This window comes from Promicromonospora iranensis (genome assembly GCF_028994775.1).
GTDB lineage: Bacteria > Actinomycetota > Actinomycetes > Actinomycetales > Cellulomonadaceae > Promicromonospora > Promicromonospora iranensis_A.
This window is the reverse complement of sequence record NZ_JAJQMN010000003.1, coordinates 327,609-347,978: the sequence shown is the minus strand read 5'-3', so window position 1 is coordinate 347,978 and position 20,370 is coordinate 327,609. Positions and strand designations below refer to the sequence as shown.

Here is a 20,370-nt window from a genome sequence, read left to right as displayed (position 1 = left end):
ATGGGAGTCGTCACCGATCGACGGCGCGTCGTGCGCGTCCGCGAGGGCGCGCGTGCGACACGTCCGGACACGCTGGCCGTCGAGGAACCACTGATGGTGCGGCTGGTCCACACCGGCCCGGAGCAGGGCAGCAGCGTGCTGACCGTGACGATGCGTACGCCGGGTGACGACTTCGACCTCGTGGCCGGCTGGCTGGTCTCGGAGGGCGCTGTGGCCGCGCGAGAGGACATCGTGGCGATGCGGCTGTGTCCCGACGAGGACAACACGGTGGAGGTGGCGCTCGCCCGCGGCGTCGAGCCGCCGCGGCAGCGGGCCTTCGCGACGACCAGCGCGTGCGGGGTGTGCGGGTCGGACACCGTGGTGGAGGTTCGGGCAGGGCTGCGCTGGCCGGTCGCCAAGGATCCGGTGACGGTCGATGCGGACGTGATCGCCGCCCTGCCCGACCTGCTGCGCGAGCGCCAGCGGGCCTTCGACCGGACCGGTGGCCTGCACGCGGCGGGCCTGTTCACCGCCGACGGCGAGCCCCTGTACGTCCGTGAGGACGTCGGCCGGCACAACGCCGTCGACAAGGTGGTCGGCGCGGCGCTGCGCGACGGCGCCCTGCCCGCCGCCGGGAGGGTGCTCCAGGTCAGCGGGCGGGCGTCGTTCGAGCTGGTGCAGAAGGCGGCGCGAGCCGGCATCCCGGTGCTGTCCGCCATCTCGGCGCCGTCCACGCTCGCCGTGGACCTGGCCGACGAGTGCGGCCTGACCCTGCTCGGGTTCGTGCGCGGCGACTCGATGAACGTATACACCTGGGCGGACCGGGTGCGCTGAGTCAGCACGCGGTGCGCGTGCTGACCATCACTGCCGCCACCAGCTCTGGAACGTGCTGGAGTTGCACAGGTTGAGACGAAAGCCGCTGCCGTTGGAGTCGTCGATGCACGTGCCGTAGTACTCGTTCTGAAGCCGACGGGTGCCGTCGTTCCAGTACGTGATGTACCAGCTCTGCTTCTCCGACGAGTCACAGGTCCACGTGCGGAGCGTGCTCGCGCCGGTCGCCTGGATGCATCGACCGGTCGCGTGGTTCTGGAACCGCCACGTCCCGTCGTTCCACGGGTGCGCGGTCCAGGTCTGGTTGCTGTTCTGGAAGCACGTCCACGTCCGGAATCCGGCACTGCTGTCATCCATGCAGCGGTTGGTCGCCTGGTTCCGGTACCGCAGGATCTCGTCCGCCGCCCTGGAGGGCGTGACGGTCGCCGGCAGGGGCTCCAGCGCCGTCCTGGAGCCCTGAGCCGTGGGCACGGCGTCCTCCGAGGAGGACGCCAGCGCCGCCTGGGAGCCGCCGAGGACGCCGAGGAGCGTCATCAGCAGAACTGACAGTGCGGCGAGTGTTCGTTTCTGAGGAGACATTGCATCTTCCGTCCTGCTCCGCGTCCCGTACGCCCGACCCCGTGCCGGGCGCTGCGCGGAACACCACGAACCCTGGTCCAGGTGCCCTGCCCGCGCGACGACGTTCGACACCCGGCGAAACTTGCCTCGGGGCGCCCGAAACACCTCCCTGCGATGTATCAGACGGGGCGCGGGAGCCTCAGCGTGCGCTGTTCACCGGATGGCCCTCCCCGAGCCGGCGCGCGAGGAACGTCGCGGCGCGGCCCAGGGCGCGCGCCGCCGTCGGCTCCGTGGCGTGCTGGTGCTGGAACACGTGCGCGCTGCCCGGGTAGACCTCCAGGGTGACCTCGACGTCGGCGGCGGCGGCACGGGCGGCGAGGCCCGTGGAGTCGTCGAGCAGCACCTCGTGCGAGCCGACCTGGAGCAGGAGCGGCGGCAGGCCGCGCAGGTCGGCGAGCAGCGGGCTCGCGAGCGGGGAGTCGGCGTCGACGCCGTCCGGCAGGTACGCGTCGGCGTACTCGCGGATGTCGGCGGCGTCGAAGACGGGATCCACGCTCTCCTTGGCGGTGAGGCTGGCGCCCGACAGCGTCAGGTCGAACCAGCCGGAGAAGGACACCACCCCGGCGGGCTGCGGGAGGCCGGCGTCGCGCGCCGCCAGGAGGGTCGCCAGGGCGAGGCCGCCGCCGGCCGAGTCGCCGGCGAGGACGACGCGCGCCGGGTCGGTGTCGTCGACCAGCGCTCGGTAGGCGGCCAGCGCGTCGTCCACCGCGGCGGGGAACAGGTGCTCGGGGGCGATGCGGTAGTCGAGCGACAGCGCGCGCAGGCCCGCACGGGCGGCGAGCGCGGCGGTGAGAGGCACCCCGGTACGGGCGGTTCCGATCACGTAGCCGCCGCCGTGCAGGTAGAGCAGCACACCGGCGTGGTCATCGGCTGACGGCACGTCGACCTCCAGTGCCGGGACGCCACCGAGGCCGGTCTCCGACACGCGGGTGCCGTCCGGTACCGGTAGCTGACCGAACGAGGCGTAGAAGCCGCGGAGCTCGGCGAGCGATTTCTGGTCCATGGTTCTCCTCCGTGCCCGAAGATAGATTCCATGGAAGCCAAACACGATTCCGCAGAATCTATTCCGTCGGGCGCCGCCGGATTCGGGCCGGCGCAGCTGCTCGACGACCTGGTCCGCGTCGAGGTTCGGCTCCACACCCTGCTGGACGCCCGGCTCCGCGACCGCCACGGCCACGGGCTCGGCCGGATCGACCTGCTCCGGACCGTCGCGGAGGTCCCGGGCTGCCGGGTCTCGGACGTGGTCCGGCGGCTCGGCATCACCGTGGGCGCGGCCAGCAAGGGGATCGAGCGGCAGGTCCGTGACGGGCTCGTGCGTCGGGACGCCAACCCCGAGGACGGCCGGTCCTCCTTGCTCGTCCTCACCCCGGCCGGGCGGCAGATCCTGGACGAGACGCTGCCCGCGCTCGACCGTGAGGTGGCCGCGGTGCTGCGCGGCACGGGTGTGCCCGCCGGCGACCTGGCGCACCTCGCGCACGTGCTCGCGGCGGTGCGCGCGGCGCTGGAGGCGGGGCGTACGGGCTGAGGCGGGATGTTGCGTGGCCGCGGAAGGTGATTCGGCGGTCACCGCGCGCGGGTGTCCTGGACCGGCGCTCAGCCCGTGAACAGCGGGACGACGCTCTTGATCGTCTGGAAGAGGCCGTAGGCCAGCGGGACGGTGACGACCAGCCACGTGACGACCAGCCGCGGGACCTGGTTCGACGTCGGCTCGGGAACCGGCTGCCCGGTCCGCTCAGGGGTCTGCTCCGGCATCGTCACACCTTTCCCTCGGCCAACGTGTCGGTGCGGCCGGGCTTCTCGTGGAACCGCGCTGCCACCGGCCGGACCAGGACGTTGGCGATGAAGCCCACCGCGAGCACCCCGACCATGGTGAACAGTGCGGGGCGGTAGTCGGCGGCGACCAGCTCGCCCGGCGTTCCCTGCGCGTCCAGGAACCCGTTGATGATCAGCGGCCCGGCGATGCCCGCCGCGGACCATGCGGTGAGGAGGCGGCCGTGGATGGCGCCGACCTGGAACGTGCCGAACAGGTCGCGCAGGTAGGCGGGGACCGTGGCGAAGCCACCGCCGTAGAAGGAGAGGATCACCGCCGCGACGAGCACGAAGACCAGTGTGGAGAGGTGTCCCACCGTGGCAAGCAGCACGTAGAGGACCATCCCGACGCCGAGGTACATGATGTAGGTCGGTTTGCGGCCGATGTAGTCCGACGTCGACGACCACACGAAGCGGCCCGCCATGTTGAACAGGGACAGGAACGCGACGAAGCCGGCCGCCGTGGTCGGAGCGACGGAGGAGGTGCCGCCGTCCCGGAAGAAGTCCTGGATCATCGGGGCCGCCTGCTCGAGGATGCCGATGCCCGCGGTCACGTTGCAGAACAGGACCGTCCACAGGAACCAGAACTGCGGGGTCCTGATCGCGTTGGCGGCCGACACGTCGGCGGCCGACACCATCGGCTTGGCCGTCACCGCGCCGGCGTCGAATCCCGCGGGCGCCCATCCGGGCGGCGGGACCTTCACCGTGAACACCCCGAGCATCATCACGAGGAAGTACACGAGGCCCAAGGTCACGAAGAGCGAGGTGACGGCGCTGCCGGACGCCACGGAGGTGGGGTCGGTGGGATCGTAGCCGCTGTCGTAGAACGCCATGAGCTGCCGGGACAGGGGCGAGGCGACGAGCGCGCCACCGCCGAACCCCATGATCGCCATGCCGGTGGCCAGGCCCGGCCGGTCCGGGAACCACTTGATCAGCGTGGACACGGGGGAGATGTAGCCGATGCCGAGCCCGATCCCGCCGATGACGCCGTAGCCGAGGTAGACGAGCCACAGCTGCGACGTCGCGATGCCGAGCGCCCCGACGAGGAACCCGGAGGCCCAGAAGCAGGCGGACGCGAACATGGCGGCCCGGGGGCCTGCGCGCTCCACCCAGGTGCCGAGCACTGCCGCCGAGAGGCCGAGCATGACGATCGCGATCGAGAAGATGACGCCGATCGCCGTCAGGCTCGACTCGAAGTGCGTGACCAGCGCGTTCTTGTAGACGCTGGTGGCATACGCCTGACCGATGCACAGGTGGATGGCGAGCGCCGCCGGCGGAATGAGCCACCTGCTGTAGCCGGGCCTGGCCACCGTGTGCTCGCGGTCGAGGAACGACAACGCCACGGGGCACCTCCTCGTGCTCGGGGGATCGGCCGCAAAAATGAGGTTTCACCCGATTTGCTGCGCACGCTACTGGGGGCGGGTTGCTTCGGTCAATGGTCAGTGCTGCGGGCCGGGGCGGCTGACACGCACCGCGGAATGCGACAAGTGTCAGTGGTGCCAGGCACAATCTGTCCCGACCTTCTAGAAGCGAGGTAAGGGAACAAGTGGCAAGTATCAACCGGCGGATCGCCGAGGAGCTGGGTGTTCGGGAAGGACAGGTGACGGCGGCCGTCGACCTGCTCGACGGCGGCGCGACGGTGCCGTTCATCGCCCGCTACCGCAAGGAGGTCACGGGCACGCTCGACGACGCGCAGCTGCGCACGCTCGAGGAGCGGCTGCGGTACCTGCGCGAGCTGGAGGAACGGCGCGCGGCGATCCTGTCGTCGGTGGAGGAGCAGGGCAAGCTCACGGACGAGCTGCGTGCCCAGATCCTGTCGGCGGAGACGAAGTCACGCCTGGAGGACATCTACCTCCCGTACAAGCCGAAGCGGCGCACGAAGGCGCAGATCGCCCGGGAGGCCGGCCTGGAGCCGCTCGCCCTCGCGCTGCTCGGCGACCCGTCGCTCGACCCGACGGAGACCGCCGGCCCGTACGTCGACGCCGGCAAGGGCGTCACCGACACGGCTGCGGCGCTCGACGGTGCCCGCTCGATCCTCGTGGAGCGCATGGGTGAGGACGCCGATCTGATCGGCACGCTGCGGGAGCGGCTCTGGAAGCGCGGCCGCATGCTGTCCACCGTCCGCGACGGTGCGCAGGACAAGGGCGCGAAGTTCTCGGACTACTTCGAGTTCTCCGAGGCGCTGTCCAGCCTGCCGTCACACCGGGTGCTCGCCCTCTTCCGGGGCGAGAAGGAGGATGTGCTGGACCTGACGATCGAGCCGGAGGAAGGCATCGAGGCAGGCGTGCCGACGTCGTACGAGGCGACCATCGCGCACCAGTTCAACATCGCGAACCAGGGCCGCCCCGGCGATCGCTGGCTCGCCGACACCGTGCGCTGGGCCTGGCGCACCAAGATTCTCGTGCACCTCGGCATCGACGTGCGGCTGCGGCTGCGTTCCGAGGCGGAGGACGAGGCGGTCCGCGTCTTCGCGGCCAACCTCCGTGACCTGATGCTCGCCGCACCGGCAGGCACGCGGGCCACGATGGGCCTCGACCCTGGCCTGCGCACGGGTGTCAAGGTCGCGGTGGTCGACGCGACGGGAAAGGTCGTGGAGTACGCGACGATCTACCCGCACGCTCCGGCGAACCGCTGGGACGAGTCGCTCGCGAAGCTGGCCACCCTGGCGAAGAAGCACCACGTGGACCTCGTGGCGATCGGCAACGGGACGGCGTCGCGCGAGACGGAGCGCCTGGCCGCCGACCTCATGAAGAAGGCGCCGGAGCTCGGACTGACCAAGGCGATCGTGTCCGAGGCAGGGGCGTCCGTGTACTCGGCGTCCGCCTACGCGAGCGCCGAGCTGCCCGACCTCGACGTGTCCATCCGTGGCGCCGTGTCCATCGCGCGTCGGCTGCAGGACCCGCTGGCCGAGCTCGTGAAGATCGACCCGAAGTCGATCGGCGTGGGGCAGTACCAGCACGACATCAGCGAGACCAAGCTGTCGCGGTCGCTGGACGCCGTCGTCGAGGACTGCGTGAACGGCGTCGGCGTGGACCTCAACACCGCGTCGGTGCCGCTGCTGTCCCGGGTCTCGGGCATCACCTCGACGCTCGCGGAGAACATCGTGTCCTACCGCGACGCCAACGGGCCCTACCCGTCGCGTGCGGCGCTCAAGAAGGTGCCGCGGCTGGGGCCCAAGGCGTTCGAGCAGTGCGCGGGCTTCCTCAAGGTCTCGGGCGGTGACGAGCCGCTGGACGCGTCGTCGGTGCACCCCGAGGCGTACCCGCTGGCGCGGCGGATCGTGACGGCGGCGGGCACCGACGTGCAGGCGCTCATCGGCAACGGTGGGGCGCTGCGCACGCTGCGACCCACCGAATTCGTGGACGAGACCTTCGGTCTGCCCACCGTCACCGACATCTTCGCCGAGCTGGAGAAGCCGGGGCGCGACCCGCGCCCGGCGTTCACCACCGCGTCCTTCGCGGACGGCGTCGAGACGCTCGGCGACCTGGTGCCCGGGATGGTGCTCGAGGGGCAGGTCACGAACGTCGCCGCGTTCGGCGCGTTCGTGGACATCGGTGTGCACCAGGACGGCCTGGTGCACGTCTCGGCGATGTCGAAGAACTTCGTCAGCGACCCGCGCGAGGTCGTGAAGTCGGGCGACATCGTCAAGGTGAAGGTCATGGACGTGGACCTGCCGCGCAAGCGGGTCTCCCTGACGCTGCGCCTGGACGACGAGGTCGGCGTGACGCCGGGTGGGCGCACCTCCGGCGGCTCCCGCTCCGGTGGGCAGGGCGCTGGTGGGCAGGGCTCTGGTGGCGGCCAGCGCGGGGGACGTCCGGGTGGCGGTGAGGGCCGCGGCCGGAACGGGCGCGGGCAAGGTCAAGGCGGGCAGGGCGGACGCGGCCGGCCCGCGCCCGCGGACACCGCGATGGCAGACGCACTGCGCAAGGCGGGTCTGGCCTGACCGTCTGAACCACGTGTCGGACGCACGGCTCACCCGGGTGAACTGTGCGTCCGACGGGGTTTGTGAGGTGCTGCCCCGTCGAGCCCTCTGGCGATGGAGCCGCCAGGGGTTCACGATGACCGCATGAGTGTTTCTGAGGAGCTGTTCGACGTCATCGTGATCGGCGGCGGGCCGGTCGGGGAGAACGCGGCCGACCGCGCGTCGCGCACCGGTCTGTCCGTCGCCCTGGTCGAGTCCGAGCTGGTGGGCGGTGAGTGCTCGTACTGGGCCTGCATGCCGTCCAAGGTGCTGCTGCGCGCGGGAGCGGTACGCGCTGTCGCCCGGGACACGCCAGGCCTGCGGGACCCGGGTGCGCCCGACGTCGCCGCCGTCTTCGCGCGGCGGGACGAGATCACCAGCGGCTGGGACGACGCCGGCCAGGTCTCGTGGGTCGAGGGCGCAGGCCTGACCCTCGTGCGCGGCCACGGCCGGCTGGCCGGGGAACGGCTCGTCGAGGTCACCGTGCCGCCGGCCGGTACCGGCAGGTCCGAGGCGTCCGACGGCCAGGGTGACGGTGACGGCGCGGGCGGCTTCGGGGAGGCCGAGACGGGGGAGACGCCGGTGACGCGGCTCCTCCGCGCCCGGCACGCGGTCGTCGTCGCGACGGGTAGCGTGCCCGTGCTGCCGGACACCCCGGGGCTGGCCGAGGCGTCCCCCTGGTCGAGCCGCGAGGCGACGGCGGCGGACGCCGTCCCCGAGTCCCTGGTGGTCGTCGGTGGCGGCGTGGTCGGCGTCGAGATGGCCAACGCGTACGCGGACCTCGGCGCGCAGGTGACGCTCGTGGCCCGGGGCGGCCTGCTGTCGAACGCCGAGCCGTTCGCGGGGGAGATGGTCGGTGACGCGTTGCGCGCGCTCGGAGTGGACGTCCGGACCGGCGTCGAGGTGACGTCGGTCGAGCGTCCCGGCGCGGGTTCCGGGGCCGAGGGCGAGGCCACCGGTCCGGTGACCGTCACCCTGAGCGACGGCGACAAGATCACCGGCGCCGAGATCCTCGTGGCGACCGGTCGCGTGCCGCGCACCGCCGACCTGGGCGTGGAGAGCGTGGGCCTCGACGAGTCGGGCCTCGGCCGCGGCGGTGCCCTCGTGGTGGACCACTCGATGCAGGTCACCGGCGTGCCAGGCGGCTGGCTCTACGCCTGCGGCGACGTCACGGGCCGCGCACCGACCACGCATCAGGGCAAGTACCAGGCGCGCGTCGTCGGCGACGTGGTCGCCGCTCGGTACGGCACGGAGGCGGGGGACCGGGCGCCGACCGACGGTGACCCGGCGCCCGCCGTCGGGCAGGAGGGGAAGGCGTGGTCGCGGTACGCCGCGACCGCCGACCACACCGCTCCCGTCCAGGTCGTGTTCACGCAGCCACAGGTCTCGTGGGTGGGACCGACCGAGCGCGAGGCGCGCGCGGCGGGGATCCCGGTGGAGGCGGTGTCCTACGACCTGGCCTGGGTGGCCGGCGCGAGCGTCGAGACGCCCGGGTACACGGGGCGTGCCCAGGTGCTCGTCGACACGCAGCGGCGCGTCCTGGTGGGCGCCACGTTCGTGGGGCCCGACGCCGGCGAGATGCTGCACGCCGCGACGATCGCCGTCGTCGGCGAGGTGCCGCTGGAGCGGCTGTGGCACGCGGTCCCCGCGTACCCGACGGTCAGCGAGGTCTGGCTCCGCTTCCTGGAGTCGTACGGGCTCTGATCCGGCGCGTTGAGATGTTCCGCTTCGAGGCCAAAGTTGCTCCGCTCTGAACTGTTTCAAGAGGGAGAAACTTAGGCCTCGAAAGGAGTAACCCCGACACGACGGCTACGTGTCGGGGCTACTCAGGTGGCGTCGGGTGGCGTCACTCGGACGGGGTCAGGGAGCCGTCCGAGCTGAAGACCAGGCCGAGCGTGACCTCACCCTGCTGGAGCGCCGACTTGGTCAGCGGGCCACCGGCGTCGAGCGAGCGGAACTCCGCGAACTCCAGGCCGTAGGTGTCCTCAAGACCCGGCTGGCAGAACGGGCGCTCCGTGCACTCCGGCGGGCCGCCGAGCACCAGACCGCCACAGGCCTCGGCGAGCTCGCTGAGCGTCGCGACGCCGTGCTCGTCGGCGAAGGCCTTGGTCACGGCGAACGCGTTCTGGTCCTGCGCGGGGGACGGCTCGCCGAACACGAGGCCGATCTCCTCGCCCAGCCCGGTGAGCGCCTCGGTGGTGGCCTCGAGGTCGCTGCTGGCGACCGGCTCCGCGTCGGCGCCGTTGACGTCCTTGTTGATGAACTCGGTGAGCGTACCCACGTACTCGGGGATCACCTGGACCTGCGCGCCGTCCTCCAGCGCCGGGAGGTAGGTCTCGCGGTTGCCGATGGTGGTCACCTCGGCGTCGTAGCCGGCGGCGTTCAGGACCGTCACGTAGATGGTGCCGAGGGTGGCGCTCTCCGCGAAGTCGGCCGCGCCGACGACGATCTCGCCGCTGCCGCTCTGCTCGGGGTTGTCGAGACCGGCGTCGGCCACGAACTCCTCGGCCACCTCCTTGGAGGTGCGGCGGTCGACGTCGACGGCCTTGTTCAGGCCGATGAGGGTGTCGGTGTCGAGTGCCGCCGACACCGTGTCGAGGAGCGGGATCAGGGTGTCGTCACCCTCCACGGCTGCCGCGTTGACCGCCGGGATGATGTTGTCGACGGTCTGCAGCTGCTTGTCGTCGTCGAGGACCACCAGCTCGTCGCCCGGGACCGCCTCGCAGGCAGCCATGCTGCTGCCGCCCGTCGAGGTGCTGCCGCCGCCGCTCCCTCCGGCGGAGCCCGGCTCACCGCAGGCGGTGAGGAGCGTGAGGCTGACGACGGCGGCCGCCGCGCCGAGCGCCCTGGGTAGGGACACGTGCGTACGGGGGAACTTCATCGATGTCTCCGATTTGGGTGACGTACAACTGTTCTATGGCTTCGATCGCTCCCATTCGACCCCGGCCGGGGAACTATGGCAAGGGGTAAACCCGCTCGTGAGAAGGTCGTTACATTCACCACGGACGCTTCACCCGGCCGCCGAGGCGGCCAGGCCCGCGGTGTTGCGTGAGCGGGCGCCGGCCGAACCGGAGAGCAGCACGGCGCGGCGTCGGCTGAAGAAGCGCCCGGCTCCCGCGGCGATCGCGTTGCCCCGTCCCGAGACGACGCTGGGTCGCCGGTTGCCGCGGTCCAGCGAGCGCAGGCCTGTCTCGACCACCTGCTCGGGAGTCTGGTAGCTGCCCCGGTACGCGCCGCCCGCCAGCTCGTCGAAGAACTCGGTGCGGGTCAGGCCGGGAGCGAGGGACAGTACGCGGAGTCCGCTCGACCGGGACTCGAACCAGAGTGCCTCGGTGAAGTTCAGGACGAAGGCCTTGCAGGCCGAGTAGACGGCCATGTCCGGCCCGGGCAGGTAGGCGGCCATGCTCGCGACGTTGACCAGGATTCCGCGTCCCGCCTGCCGCAGCGGCTCGATGAAGGCCCGCGAGATGTCGACGACGTTGGCCACGTCCACGGTGATCTCGTCCTGCAGCCGGTCCGGGTCCTCCTCGTGGAACGGTCCGTCGGTGCCGAAACCGGCGTTGTTGACGAGGCCCGTCACGGTGAGGCCGCGCGCCGCGACCTCACCGGCGAGGATCTGTCCGGCTCCGCGGCGGCTGAGGTCGAGGGCGATCGGGGTGGCGCGCACACCGTGCTCACGTTCGAGCTCGCTCGCGAGCTCCTGCAGCCGGTCGATGCGGCGGGCGACCAGGATCACGTCGGAGCCGCGCTTCGCGAGTGCTCGGGCGAACGCGGCGCCGATACCCGAGCTGGCGCCGGTGACGAGGGTGGTCTGGGCGGTGAAGTCGATGGAGGCCATACTGCACCGTACGCAGAACATGACACTGAGTGCAAGCTTTGCACCGACGGTAGGATCCCTCCATGAGTTCGACGCCTGAGAACCTGACGCTGCGGGAGCGGACACGCAGGGCCGTCCGCGCCGAGATCACCGACACGGCGCTGCGCCTGTTCGCCGAGCAGGGGTTCGAGGCGACCACCGTCGACCAGATCGCGTCCGCCGCCGGGATCTCGCGGCGGTCGTTCTTCCACTACTTCGGGAGCAAGGAAGACGTCGTCATGGGTGACCTCGAGGCGCTCGGGCTCCGTGTGCGCGACGCGCTCGAGGCGCGCCCGGCGACCGAGACGGCGTGGGAGGCGCTCAGCGAGGCGCTCAAGACCCTGAGCGGCCCCGACACGGACGCCGTGACCGAGCTGGAGATCGCCCGCATGTACTCGGACGCGCCGTCGCTCCGTGCGAAGCACCTCGAGAAGCACCTGCGCTGGCAGGAGCTGTTCGCCCCCGACGTCGAGCGCCGGCTCGGCATCGCTCCGGGCGCCACCGCCGACCCGCGCGCCCGCGCGATCATCGCCGCGGCGCTCGCCTGCCTCGACATCGCCGTCGAGGCCTGGCGCGAGTCGGACGGCGCGGCAGACCCCGTGGAGCTGTTCGACGCGGCGGTCGCGGCCGTCCGGGCCTGACCCTAGCGCGCGCTCACGCGCAGCGGAGCCGGGGTGGCCAGCCGCTGCCCGATCGCCAGCACCCCGTCGATGGCGAGACACAGCACCGCGACCACCACGCCACCGGCGAGCACCTCGCCGTACCGCTGCGTGCCCATGCCGAGCGCGATGATCTGCCCCAGTCCGCCGCCGCCGACGAGCGCCGCGAGGGGGATGGTGGCGACCACCTGCACGATCGTGGTCCGCAGCCCGGCGGACACGAGGGTGGTGGCGAGCGGCAGCTCGACCTGCAGCAGGATGCGCCCGCCGCTCATGCCCATGCCGCGGGCGGCGTCACGCGCGTCGGGGTCCGCGCCGCGCACCCCCTCGTAGGTGTTGACCAGGAGCACCGGCACGGCGAAGAACGCCGCGGCGATCACGGTGGCTGTGTTGCCGAACAGCCCGGTCGCGGCGAGGAGCAGGATGATGCCGAGCGTGGGCATCGCCCGGGAGGCGTTGGTGAGCCAGACGACGAGGCCGGCTCCCCGCCCGCTGTGCCCCAGCCAGGCCCCGACCGGGATCGCGACCGCGGCAGCCGCCGCGACGGCGACGACGGTCATGTACAGGTGCTCACCGGCCAGCTCCAGCACACCGCCGGGCTCGGTCCAGGTCAGCGGGTCGTTGAGCCACACGAGGGCCTCATCGACGACGCCGGTGGGGGCGCTCATGCGGTCCTCCTGCGCAGCCACGGGGTCAGGGCCCTGCCCGCCGCCCAGAGGGCGAGGTCCAGCACGAGGGCGAGCAGGATCGTCGCCAGCGTGGCCGTCATGATCTCGGCCCGGTAGGAGTTGTTGCGGAAGCCCTGGAACATGATCTGCCCCAGCCCGCCGAACCCGACCACCACACCGACGGTCACCAGCGCGACGCTGGACACCGTGGCCAGCCGCAGGCCGGCGATGATGCTCGGCAGCGCGCTCGGCATGGCCACCTGGACGAGCGTCCGGCCGGGCCCGTAGCCGAGCCCGCGAGCGGCGTCGAGGACGGCGGGGTCCACGGTGGCGAGGCCGGCCACCGTGTTGCGCAGAATGATGAGCAGCGCGTAGACCACCAGGCCCACCAGGACGGGCGCACGGCCGATCCCGAGCGCCGGCGTCAGCATCGCGAACAACGCGAGGGACGGCACCGTGTACAGGACAGCCGTCGTGCCGAGCACCGGCCCGGACAACCACCGGTACCGGGAGATCAGCGCCCCCAGCGGGATCGCGATGGCGGCCGAGATCGCGACCGCTTCGATGGTGATCCCGGCGTGCTCGACGGTGCGCTGCCAGAGCACGGGCGCGTTGTCGACCACGTAGGACCAGGAGAACCAGGGGTTGCCGGGCATGGCTCCGAACCTACCGCGAATGACCCGGTAGGTTCGGAGGCATGGCTGCCCGCACCGTGATCGAGCTCGACTCCGTTCGCAAGACCTACGGGGACGGCACCGTCGCCGTCAACGAGCTGAGCCTCGCTGTGCGCGAGCACGAGGTGCTCGCCCTCGTCGGCCCGTCGGGCTGCGGCAAGTCCACGACGCTGCGCATGGTGAACCGCCTGGTGGAGCCGACGTCGGGCCGCATCCTCCTCAACGGCGAGGACGTCACCACCGCCGACCCCGTGGCACTGCGCCGCCGCATCGGCTACGTCATCCAGAACGTCGGGCTGTTCCCGCACCGCACCGTCGAGGCGAACATCTCGACAGTGCCCGCCCTGCTGGGCTGGGACCGCAGGCGCACCCGGGCGCGCGTCGTCGAGCTCCTGGACCTGGTGGGCCTACCTGCCGCGACCTACGCCAAGCGGTACCCGCACGAGCTGTCCGGCGGTGAGCGCCAGCGCATCGGCGTGGCGCGCGCCCTGGCCACCGACCCGCCGGTGCTGCTGATGGACGAGCCCTTCGGCGCCGTCGACCCGGAGTTCCGCCGGCACCTGCAGACGGAGTTCCAGCGCATCCAGCGCGAGACGGGGACCACCGTGATCCTCGTGACCCACGACATCGACGAGGCGGCGCGCCTCGGCGACCGGATCGCCGTGCTGTCCCGCGGCGGCAAGCTCGAGCAGGTCGCGAGCCCGCTCGCGGTGCTGGCCCACCCGGCGTCCGAGCGGGTGCGGGACTTCACCGGTGAGGGCGCCGCCTCCCGCATGCTCGCCCTCGCGTGCGTCGATCGCGCCGACCTGGAGAGCGCGGACCGGATCGTCCAGCCGGCTCCCGCGCCCGTGCGGCTCGGTGCCCGCCTGACCGACGCGTTCGAGGCGGTCGCGGCGCTGCCGGGCTCGGCGATGGGCCGGGTGCCGGTCGTGGAGGAGTCGGGCGACGTCGTCGGCTCGCTCACGGCCGACGGGATCCTCGGCGCGCTGCGCCGGGCCGCGGACGCGGCAGGGACCGGCCAGGGGGCCCCGGCCGTTCAGGACGCGGTCGACGGCGTCCCCGAGGACGAGCCGGGCCGCCAGCCGGCAGTGTGACCGACGCCGCTCCCAGCGCGGCGTCCGGCGCGGGACCCGGCCGAACCGGTCCCGATAGTCTCGGTGCGTGACCAACGCCCGTGTAGCCCTCGCAACCTGCTCCCAGCTGCCCGATCTCGACAAGGACGACGTGCCGCTGATCGCCGCTCTGGCCGAGCGCGGCGTGACGGCCGAACCCACGGTGTGGGACGACCCCGCCGTGGACTGGCAGGCCTACGACCTCGTCCTGGTCCGCTCCACCTGGGACTACTCGCCGCGCCACGACGAGTTCCTCGCATGGGCGCGGTCCCTGCCCAAGGTGGCCAACTCCGCCGACGTCATCGAGTGGAACACCGACAAGCGCTATCTCCGCGTGCTGGAGGACGCCGGTATCCCGGTGATCCCCACCATCTGGCTCGACCCCGCGCGGCACCTGTCCAAGCGTGCGGTGCACACCCGCATGCCCGCGTTCGGCGACTTCGTGGTCAAGCCCGTGGTGAGCGCCGGTGCCAAGAACACCGGGCGCTACCAGCCCGTGTCCGCGCAGTCGCGGGCGAAGGCCATCGCGCACGCCGTCCGCCTGCTCGACGACGGCCGCTGGGTCATGATCCAGCCCTACGTCACCTCGGTCGACACGGCCGGTGAGACCTGCCTCATCTTCATCGACGGCGAGCTCACCCACGCCGTCCGCAAGAACGCGCTGCTCACCGGCCCCGCGGAGGACACCAGCGAGCTCTACGCGGAGGAGGAGAAGTCCGCGTTCGAGGCCACGCCCGCGCAGGTCGAGGTGGCCGAGCGGGCGCTCGCTGTGGCCCGGGAGGCCACGGGCGCGGAGTTCACCTACGCGCGCGTGGACCTCGTCTCGGGTGACGACGGCGCCCCTATGGTCATCGAGCTGGAGCTCACCGAGCCGTCGCTGTGGATGAAGTACGGCACGGGTGTCGAGGACAAGCTCGCGGACGCCGTGGTGAAGCTCCTGGGCTGAGCGCGGGCGGCCGCGGGGCGCAGGCCGCCCGCGGCGTCCGGCAACGACGAAGGGCCCCTCACGTGAGTGAGGGGCCCTTCCGCATGGGGTGAGCGACGGGACTTGAACCCGCGGCCCTCGCGACCACAACGCGATGCTCTACCAGCTGAGCTACGCCCACCATGCCCGCCGATCGTGGACCGGCGGCCGTCGAAAAGCATACATGGTCGGTGGCCCCCGACCGAACTGAAAACTACGGGGCGAGCTGCTTCGTGACGGACGTCTCTGCGATGCGCTGCGCGGCGGCGCGCGCGGTGGCCGTGTCAGGGCCGGGGTGGGCGGGGAACAGGACCTCGCGGTAGTAGCGCAGCTCGTCGATCGACTCGAGGATGTCGGCGAGCGCGCGGTGCCCACCGCCCTTCTTCGGTGACGCGAAGTAGACACGCGGGTACCAGCGCCGTGCGAGCTCCTTGATGGACGACACGTCGACGATCCGGTAGTGCAGGTGCTCCACGAGCTCGGGCATGTGCAGGTCGAGGAACGTCTTGTCCGTGCCGACGGAGTTGCCGGCCAGCGGCGCCTTGCCCGGTTCGGGCACCCACTGCCGGACGTAGGCCAGGATCTGCTCCTGCGCCTCCGCGAGCGTCAACCCTCCGTCCAGCTCGTCGAGCAGGCCGGACGTCGTGTGCATGGCGCGGACGAAGTCGTTCATCTGCGCCAGCGCCTCGGCCGGGGGCTTCACGAGGACATCGACACCGGTGCCCAGGACGTTGAGGTCGGAGTCGGTGACGATCGCGGCGACCTCGACGAGCGCGTCGGCGCGCAGGTCCAGGCCCGTCATCTCGCAGTCGATCCAGACGATGCGCTCGTTGGGATTGGGAAGGCTCACGCCGCTCAGCCTATTGCGTCCGGAGCGGCGAGGTGACGCCGGGGCTGTGGTCCGGGCCGCAGCGCACAGGAAGGCCCTCCCGTAGGCGACCGAAGTCGTCCGAGGAAGGGCCAGGGTGTCCGACCTCGAGGTCGGCGTCACGAACCGCCGTCAGAAGCTACGGGCGGCCGGATCGGCGGTCAGGTCAGGCGGAGCCGCTTGGAGCGCTTGGTGGTGCGGCGCTCGGGGCGCTCGCGCAGGGCGCGCTCCTGGGCACCGGCGACCTCCGCGCGGCGGGCGATCTCGGCGACCTGTGCGCGGCCGATGTAGTACGCGGTCTGGGCATGCATGTGTCTGGTCCTTCCAGGGGTGGGGAGAGGGCGACGGTGGGGAAGGGCGTGCCCGCCGGGTCGCGGCTCGGACGTCCCTCGTGTGTTTCCGTCGTGTTACATCCTCCCTGATCATGGAAATACCGCGCAAGGCGGACAGCGGTGACGTGCGGCACCTTTGCCCAGGTCAGCGGGCGCAGAGCGGAGCTCGGGGTGCGACGGGTCGCCCGGACGGGCCGGAGACGCCGAAGCAGAGCGGGTCCTGGGACCACGCTCTGCTTCGGGGGTGTCGAGCGGCGCCGGGTGGCCGGTGGGTTCCGGCGGGCGCCACGGGGGTCATGCCGACCGGGCGCGCAGGGCGGGAACCCGTGCGCGGCTGTCGTTGCGGTGTGCGGCGCGGGCCTCGGCCTTGCGTCGCTTCTGCTCCTGACGGAGCCGGTGAGAACGCCGCTCTTCCTCGGCGTCGCGGAGGCGGTCCCGGTGAAGGGACAGCGCCAGGTCGTACTCGGTGTGCACGTGAGTGCCTTTCGTGACGCTGGATGTGTCGGTCTCCCGACATGGGCCTGGCCGGGCCCTTCCACCGCCCGGTATGGGACCGGACGGACGTCACCGCGGTGTGCCTTGAGCCTGGCAGGTGGCACCCGCGCAGCGCACGGCTTTTTTGTTCCGGCCTGCTAGGCCTCGCCCGGCAGGGCCTTCCGGATGACCAGGCGCGTCCAGGCGCCGAGGTAGATCCGGTCGCTCTCCTCGACCTCCCGGCGGATCCCCTGCGTCAGCGGGGTGTCGGGCAGGGGATCGCCCGTGGCGGCGACGAACGTGCCGTTCGACGAGCCCAGGTCCTCCACCCACCAGCGCAGCCCGTCGGTGGTCAGCTGGCAGTGGCGGCGGGACACCCCCGGGTCGCTGCCGCAGTCGACGTCGGGCCGGATGTTCCGGGACTGCGACGGCCGGCCCACCAGGAGGCTGCGCTGCCGCAGCGTCACGAGGCCGGGCAGGCCCGCCGACGGCATCGGGTCCTCGGGGCGCTCGTGCGCGTACCAGTCGGGGTCCACCCAGATCTCCGCGACCCACGTGTCGTCGCCCGGGACGGGCGGCGCGCTCAGCCCGCCACCGCCTGGCGACGGTGCGGGCACACCGCTTGTTGACGGCGCAGGCGTGCCTGACGACGGCGCGGGTGCGCCCGACGACGACGGCGCCGGCGAGCCCTGCGGCGGTGCGGCCGGTACCGGAGAGGCTACCGGCGGAGCCGTGTCCAGCCCGCTCAGGTCCAGCGCGGACGGCGGCGGGGCCTGCGGGGCCGCCGTACCGGTGGTGAAGTCGTACCCGCAGTTCTCGCAGAACAGGGAGCCGGACGGGGACAGGTCACCGCAGTTGGGGCAGGTCACCGGGCCGCCGCCGGAGCCCTCGGCCGAAGCCTCGGCGGAGGCGGTCGCAGCCGGGTCCACCGCGGGCGCGCTCGGCTCGGCCGACGGCCGGCCGGCCGGGATCGGCGTACCGCACACGTCGCAGTAGTCCGTGGACTGGCTGGTGTGGCCCTCCGGGCAGACGACCGTCATGCGCGCCGTACCCGGGTCGTCTTCGTGGACGCGGTGTCGAGTGCCATCTCGTCCAGCTTGGCGGTGTTCCGCTTGAGGCGCACGGTGCCCTCCTCCTCGTTCTCCACCTCCACGATCTTGCGCAGGCGTGAGGTCGCCTCGTCGTTGCCCGTCTCGGCGGCGAGCTGGACGGCGCGGCCGAGCTTCACCGTCGCCGTCGCCTCGTCGCCGGCCGCCTTCGCGGCGAGGCCCTCCTGGATTGCCGAGGCGAGCTCCGCCTGGCCCGTGTAGTGCGCCACCTCGGGGCTGATCCGGGCGGTGAGCGTGGAGTCGTCCGACCACTTCGCCTTGACCAGGCCCGACGCCGCGACCTCGTCGCCCACGGCGACCTGGACACGCGCGGCGAGCTGTTCGGAGCCTACCGGCTTCGCCGGCACCCGGACCGCCACGTGGTACTCGCGGGTCTCGTCGGCCCACGCGCCCGTCGGGTAGGCGCTCGTCAGGGCGTTCACCTGGGTGCGGCGCCCGGTGAGGTCGTCGACCTCCGGTGCGACCTGCTTGACGAACAGGACGTCCGAACCCTGCGGCGCCCAGACCCGCAGGTCCACCGCGGCGACACCGCGAGCCATGGACTTGCGGACCAGGGCGGAGAAGTCCTCGGCGATGTCCTCCGGCCGGGCGATGAGGTCGACGGTGCCGAGCAGCGCGGTCGAGATCTTGCGCAGCTCCTCCACCACCCAGCGGTCGCCCACGCCGCGGGCGTCGCACTGGAAGTGCCCGGTGACGTCGGCGATCATCCGGTCGAGGTGCATCGTCGGCTCGGACTCGTTCTTGCCGTCCGTCAGCAGGATCAGGTGCTTCTGGGCCACCGGCACGGTGGCGAAGAGATCGTCGGCGAGGCGGAGCCAGGACGAGATGGCGGTGCCGCCGCCGGCGGCCATGGTCGAGATGGCGCGCTTGGCCTCGTGCCGGGCCCCCGGCTCCATGGCCACCATGGGTACCCGTGCGTTGGGGTACGGGAAGATCCGCGTCGCCACGTGGGAGCCGCCGATGATGGCGAACAGGGTGCCGTCCGGGATCTGGTCCACGGCCACCGCCGCCGCGTGCTTCGCCGCCTCCATGTTGCGGCCCTGCATCGACCCGGAGGTGTCGACGGCGACGATCTCGGCGACGCCGGCCGCGCCCGGACTCGCCCCGGCGGCGGCGGCGGATCCCGCGCCCGTGCAGGTCACGGTGACGACGGCGTGCACATCAGTGCCGCCGTCGGACAGGAACTCGTTCTGGAAGACCTCGGCGGAGAACTCGGCCACGGTGGCTCCTCTCGGTAACGGCAGGCTATCGCTGCTCGGTGACAGCTGGGGAGACACGGGCGAGCGCGGCGGTGATGTTGTCCCGCCCGCCCTGTGCGTTGGCCCAGCGCACGAGCGCCGCGGCCGTGGTGTGCGGGTCGCCGGACGTGGCGAACCGCTGCACGAGGTCACTCATCTCGTGCGCGTCGGAGCAGTAGTTCCAGAGGCCGTCGGAGCACACCAGCAGCCAACCCGGCCCGGTCGGGAGGGTGGCGGCGCAGCGCGCGTCGGTGTCCGGCGCGTCCGGTCCCAGCCACCGCGTGATCGCGTGCGCCTGGGGCGACGTCTCGGCCTGGGCGCGCGGCACGCCGGCCGCGATCATCTCCTGGGCCCAGGAGTCGTCGACGCTGAGCTGCTCGGCCTGCCCGGCGTCCGGCAGCCAGTACACGCGGGAGTCGCCCAGCCAGCCGGCGACGATCAGGCCGTTGTCCACGACGGCGGCCACGAAGGTGCACGACGGCGGGTCGTCCGCCACGTCGGTGCCCTTCGTCGCCGCGAGCTGTTCCGCGGCGCCCCGTACGGCCTGGCCCGCCGCGCGGGACGCGGCGACCATCGCGTCGGTCCAGCCGGCGATGCGCCGGCTGGTGGCGCCCTCCACGGAGCTCGAACCCTCCGGCCCGTAGGCGACGAGCACGTCCCGTGCGGCCCGGCTCGCGGCGAGCGAGGCGACGTCGGAGTCGGGTGCGCTGGACACGCCGTCGCACACCACGAGAGCCGCGAAGGTGCCGCCCGCGGCGAGCGCCATCGCGTCCTCGTTGCGCGCGTGGCGTACACCCCGGTCGCAGACGCCGGCCACCCAGTCGGCCGGGCGTTCCTCGAAGTGGTCGCGCTCGGACTGGCCGGGCGTGCCGCAGTCGGCGCAGTACCCGTCCGGGGCGATGATGCCGCCGCACGCCGCGCAGGACCGGCGGGCGGCGGAGTCGCCGGTCGCCGGGTCGGGGTCCACGACGGTGGGCGCCAGCTCGAGGGTCACCTCGGAGGGGGCGGACGCTTCGGTGGTGCCCAGCGGCGTGCCGCAGTTCTCGCAGAACCGGGCGCGGGGCGCCGCGTTCTCTCCGCAGTTGGGGCAGCGGGCGAGGCTACTGTCGTCGGCACTCATGTCTGGGTCGGTCTCCTTGCCTCGTCAGGGTTCGCACCCCGCGACTGTCTTTCACCGGATCACCGTGAGCGGATCACCGTTCGGTGCCTCTGTGCACC

At 72.2% G+C, this 20,370-nt stretch carries 21 protein-coding genes and 1 tRNA gene; 7 read left to right on the top strand and 15 right to left on the bottom strand.

What is annotated here, in order from left to right:
* Positions 1–813 carry a formate dehydrogenase accessory sulfurtransferase FdhD gene (fdhD, locus tag LUU90_RS06960; RefSeq protein WP_275002630.1) on the top strand — a complete coding sequence of 271 codons (813 nt, stop codon included), beginning with the start codon at positions 1–3 and terminating at the stop codon, positions 811–813.
* Positions 814–840: 27 nt separating this feature from the next.
* On the opposite strand, the gene LUU90_RS06955 is transcribed toward fdhD, so the two are convergent.
* Together LUU90_RS06955 and LUU90_RS06950 are read right to left on the bottom strand one after the other, a co-directional pair.
* Positions 841–1,344: an RICIN domain-containing protein gene (locus LUU90_RS06955; protein ID WP_275002629.1), complete on the bottom strand. Its 504-nt coding sequence runs from the start codon at positions 1,342–1,344 to the stop codon at positions 841–843.
* 223 nt (positions 1,345–1,567) lie between these two features.
* Positions 1,568–2,431: an alpha/beta hydrolase fold domain-containing protein gene (locus LUU90_RS06950; RefSeq protein ID WP_275002628.1), complete on the bottom strand. Its 864-nt coding sequence runs from the start codon at positions 2,429–2,431 to the stop codon at positions 1,568–1,570.
* Positions 2,432–2,461: 30 nt separating this feature from the next.
* On the opposite strand from LUU90_RS06950, the gene LUU90_RS06945 reads away from it, so the two are divergent.
* On the top strand, positions 2,462–2,953 hold the full coding sequence (locus LUU90_RS06945; protein ID WP_275002627.1) for a MarR family winged helix-turn-helix transcriptional regulator: 492 nt from the start codon (positions 2,462–2,464) through the stop codon (positions 2,951–2,953).
* Positions 2,954–3,021: 68 nt separating this feature from the next.
* Here the strand turns inward: LUU90_RS06945 and LUU90_RS06940 are convergent, their stop codons facing one another.
* Positions 3,022–3,180 carry an MFS transporter small subunit gene (locus LUU90_RS06940; protein ID WP_275002626.1) on the bottom strand — a complete coding sequence of 53 codons (159 nt, stop codon included), beginning with the start codon at positions 3,178–3,180 and terminating at the stop codon, positions 3,022–3,024.
* 2 nt (positions 3,181–3,182) lie between these two features.
* Positions 3,183–4,574, bottom strand: coding sequence for an OFA family MFS transporter (locus LUU90_RS06935; RefSeq protein WP_275002755.1), 1,392 nt, complete (start codon positions 4,572–4,574; stop codon positions 3,183–3,185).
* A gap of 209 nt (positions 4,575–4,783) precedes the next feature.
* On the opposite strand from LUU90_RS06935, the gene LUU90_RS06930 reads away from it, so the two are divergent.
* Both LUU90_RS06930 and LUU90_RS06925 read left to right on the top strand, forming a co-directional pair.
* A complete protein-coding gene (locus LUU90_RS06930) occupies positions 4,784–7,180 on the top strand; it encodes a Tex family protein (RefSeq protein ID WP_275002625.1) in 2,397 nt (798 codons plus the stop codon).
* 123 nt (positions 7,181–7,303) lie between these two features.
* Complete coding sequence (locus tag LUU90_RS06925) at positions 7,304–8,902, top strand: dihydrolipoyl dehydrogenase family protein (protein ID WP_275002624.1); 1,599 nt, start codon at positions 7,304–7,306, stop codon at positions 8,900–8,902.
* A gap of 142 nt (positions 8,903–9,044) precedes the next feature.
* On the opposite strand, the gene LUU90_RS06920 is transcribed toward LUU90_RS06925, so the two are convergent.
* Complete coding sequence (locus LUU90_RS06920; protein ID WP_275002623.1) at positions 9,045–10,079, bottom strand: glycine betaine ABC transporter substrate-binding protein; 1,035 nt, start codon at positions 10,077–10,079, stop codon at positions 9,045–9,047.
* A 129-nt stretch (positions 10,080–10,208) separates the two neighbouring features.
* On the bottom strand, positions 10,209–11,036 hold the full coding sequence (locus tag LUU90_RS06915) for an SDR family NAD(P)-dependent oxidoreductase (RefSeq protein ID WP_275002622.1): 828 nt from the start codon (positions 11,034–11,036) through the stop codon (positions 10,209–10,211).
* 62 nt (positions 11,037–11,098) lie between these two features.
* On the opposite strand from LUU90_RS06915, the gene LUU90_RS06910 reads away from it, so the two are divergent.
* Positions 11,099–11,695, top strand: a complete 597-nt coding sequence (locus tag LUU90_RS06910) for a TetR/AcrR family transcriptional regulator (RefSeq protein ID WP_275002621.1) — start codon at positions 11,099–11,101, stop codon at positions 11,693–11,695.
* 2 nt (positions 11,696–11,697) lie between these two features.
* Here the strand turns inward: LUU90_RS06910 and LUU90_RS06905 are convergent, their stop codons facing one another.
* The gene (locus tag LUU90_RS06905; protein ID WP_275002619.1) at positions 11,698–12,381 is read right to left on the bottom strand and encodes an ABC transporter permease; all 684 of its coding nucleotides are present in this window, start codon (positions 12,379–12,381) and stop codon (positions 11,698–11,700) included.
* On the bottom strand, positions 12,378–13,037 hold the full coding sequence (locus LUU90_RS06900; RefSeq protein WP_275002618.1) for an ABC transporter permease: 660 nt from the start codon (positions 13,035–13,037) through the stop codon (positions 12,378–12,380). The genes LUU90_RS06905 and LUU90_RS06900 overlap by 4 nt, the downstream gene beginning before the upstream one ends.
* 41 nt (positions 13,038–13,078) lie before the next feature.
* Here LUU90_RS06900 and LUU90_RS06895 point away from each other — a divergent pair, with 41 nt between their 5' ends.
* Entirely contained in the window at positions 13,079–14,149 is a 1,071-nt protein-coding gene (locus tag LUU90_RS06895) for an ABC transporter ATP-binding protein (RefSeq protein WP_275002617.1), read from the top strand.
* A gap of 67 nt (positions 14,150–14,216) precedes the next feature.
* The gene (locus tag LUU90_RS06890) at positions 14,217–15,113 is read left to right on the top strand and encodes an ATP-grasp domain-containing protein (protein ID WP_275002616.1); all 897 of its coding nucleotides are present in this window, start codon (positions 14,217–14,219) and stop codon (positions 15,111–15,113) included.
* A gap of 84 nt (positions 15,114–15,197) precedes the next feature.
* Here LUU90_RS06890 and LUU90_RS06885 read toward each other — a convergent pair.
* The 7 genes from LUU90_RS06885 to LUU90_RS06855 form a co-directional block, all read right to left on the bottom strand.
* Positions 15,198–15,273: transfer RNA gene (locus tag LUU90_RS06885), tRNA-His, on the bottom strand.
* Between the two features lie 72 nt (positions 15,274–15,345).
* Positions 15,346–15,981, bottom strand: a complete 636-nt coding sequence (gene orn / locus LUU90_RS06880) for an oligoribonuclease (RefSeq protein ID WP_275002615.1) — start codon at positions 15,979–15,981, stop codon at positions 15,346–15,348.
* Between the two features lie 179 nt (positions 15,982–16,160).
* Positions 16,161–16,310 (bottom strand): hypothetical protein, encoded by a 150-nt coding sequence (locus tag LUU90_RS06875; RefSeq protein ID WP_275002614.1) that lies wholly within the window; start codon positions 16,308–16,310, stop codon positions 16,161–16,163.
* A 315-nt stretch (positions 16,311–16,625) separates the two neighbouring features.
* The gene (locus LUU90_RS06870; protein WP_275002613.1) at positions 16,626–16,805 is read right to left on the bottom strand and encodes a hypothetical protein; all 180 of its coding nucleotides are present in this window, start codon (positions 16,803–16,805) and stop codon (positions 16,626–16,628) included.
* Positions 16,806–16,963: 158 nt separating this feature from the next.
* Complete coding sequence (locus tag LUU90_RS06865; protein WP_275002612.1) at positions 16,964–17,845, bottom strand: FHA domain-containing protein; 882 nt, start codon at positions 17,843–17,845, stop codon at positions 16,964–16,966.
* A complete protein-coding gene (locus tag LUU90_RS06860) occupies positions 17,842–19,134 on the bottom strand; it encodes a VWA domain-containing protein (RefSeq protein WP_275002611.1) in 1,293 nt (430 codons plus the stop codon). Before LUU90_RS06860 ends, LUU90_RS06865 begins: the two co-directional genes overlap by 4 nt.
* Before the next feature lie 25 nt (positions 19,135–19,159).
* Positions 19,160–20,272 (bottom strand): PP2C family serine/threonine-protein phosphatase, encoded by a 1,113-nt coding sequence (locus LUU90_RS06855; protein WP_275002610.1) that lies wholly within the window; start codon positions 20,270–20,272, stop codon positions 19,160–19,162.
* Positions 20,273–20,370: the final 98 nt, after the last annotated feature.

Coding starts and splice junctions, on each gene's coding strand:
- LUU90_RS06940 (WP_275002626.1), bottom strand. CDS start 3,180: ATGCCGGAGCAGACCCCTGAGCGGACCGGGCAGCCGGTTCCCGAGCCG.
- LUU90_RS06895 (WP_275002617.1), top strand. CDS start 13,079: ATGGCTGCCCGCACCGTGATCGAGCTCGACTCCGTTCGCAAGACCTAC.
- LUU90_RS06955 (WP_275002629.1), bottom strand. CDS start 1,344: ATGACGCTCCTCGGCGTCCTCGGCGGCTCCCAGGCGGCGCTGGCGTCC.
- LUU90_RS06905 (WP_275002619.1), bottom strand. CDS start 12,381: ATGAGCGCCCCCACCGGCGTCGTCGATGAGGCCCTCGTGTGGCTCAAC.
- LUU90_RS06920 (WP_275002623.1), bottom strand. CDS start 10,079: ATGAAGTTCCCCCGTACGCACGTGTCCCTACCCAGGGCGCTCGGCGCG.
- LUU90_RS06950 (WP_275002628.1), bottom strand. CDS start 2,431: ATGGACCAGAAATCGCTCGCCGAGCTCCGCGGCTTCTACGCCTCGTTC.
- fdhD (WP_275002630.1), top strand. CDS start 1: ATGGGAGTCGTCACCGATCGACGGCGCGTCGTGCGCGTCCGCGAGGGC.
- LUU90_RS06915 (WP_275002622.1), bottom strand. CDS start 11,036: ATGGCCTCCATCGACTTCACCGCCCAGACCACCCTCGTCACCGGCGCC.
- LUU90_RS06865 (WP_275002612.1), bottom strand. CDS start 17,845: ATGACGGTCGTCTGCCCGGAGGGCCACACCAGCCAGTCCACGGACTAC.
- LUU90_RS06925 (WP_275002624.1), top strand. CDS start 7,304: ATGAGTGTTTCTGAGGAGCTGTTCGACGTCATCGTGATCGGCGGCGGG.
- LUU90_RS06855 (WP_275002610.1), bottom strand. CDS start 20,272: ATGAGTGCCGACGACAGTAGCCTCGCCCGCTGCCCCAACTGCGGAGAG.
- LUU90_RS06875 (WP_275002614.1), bottom strand. CDS start 16,310: ATGCATGCCCAGACCGCGTACTACATCGGCCGCGCACAGGTCGCCGAG.
- LUU90_RS06945 (WP_275002627.1), top strand. CDS start 2,462: ATGGAAGCCAAACACGATTCCGCAGAATCTATTCCGTCGGGCGCCGCC.
- LUU90_RS06910 (WP_275002621.1), top strand. CDS start 11,099: ATGAGTTCGACGCCTGAGAACCTGACGCTGCGGGAGCGGACACGCAGG.
- LUU90_RS06900 (WP_275002618.1), bottom strand. CDS start 13,037: ATGCCCGGCAACCCCTGGTTCTCCTGGTCCTACGTGGTCGACAACGCG.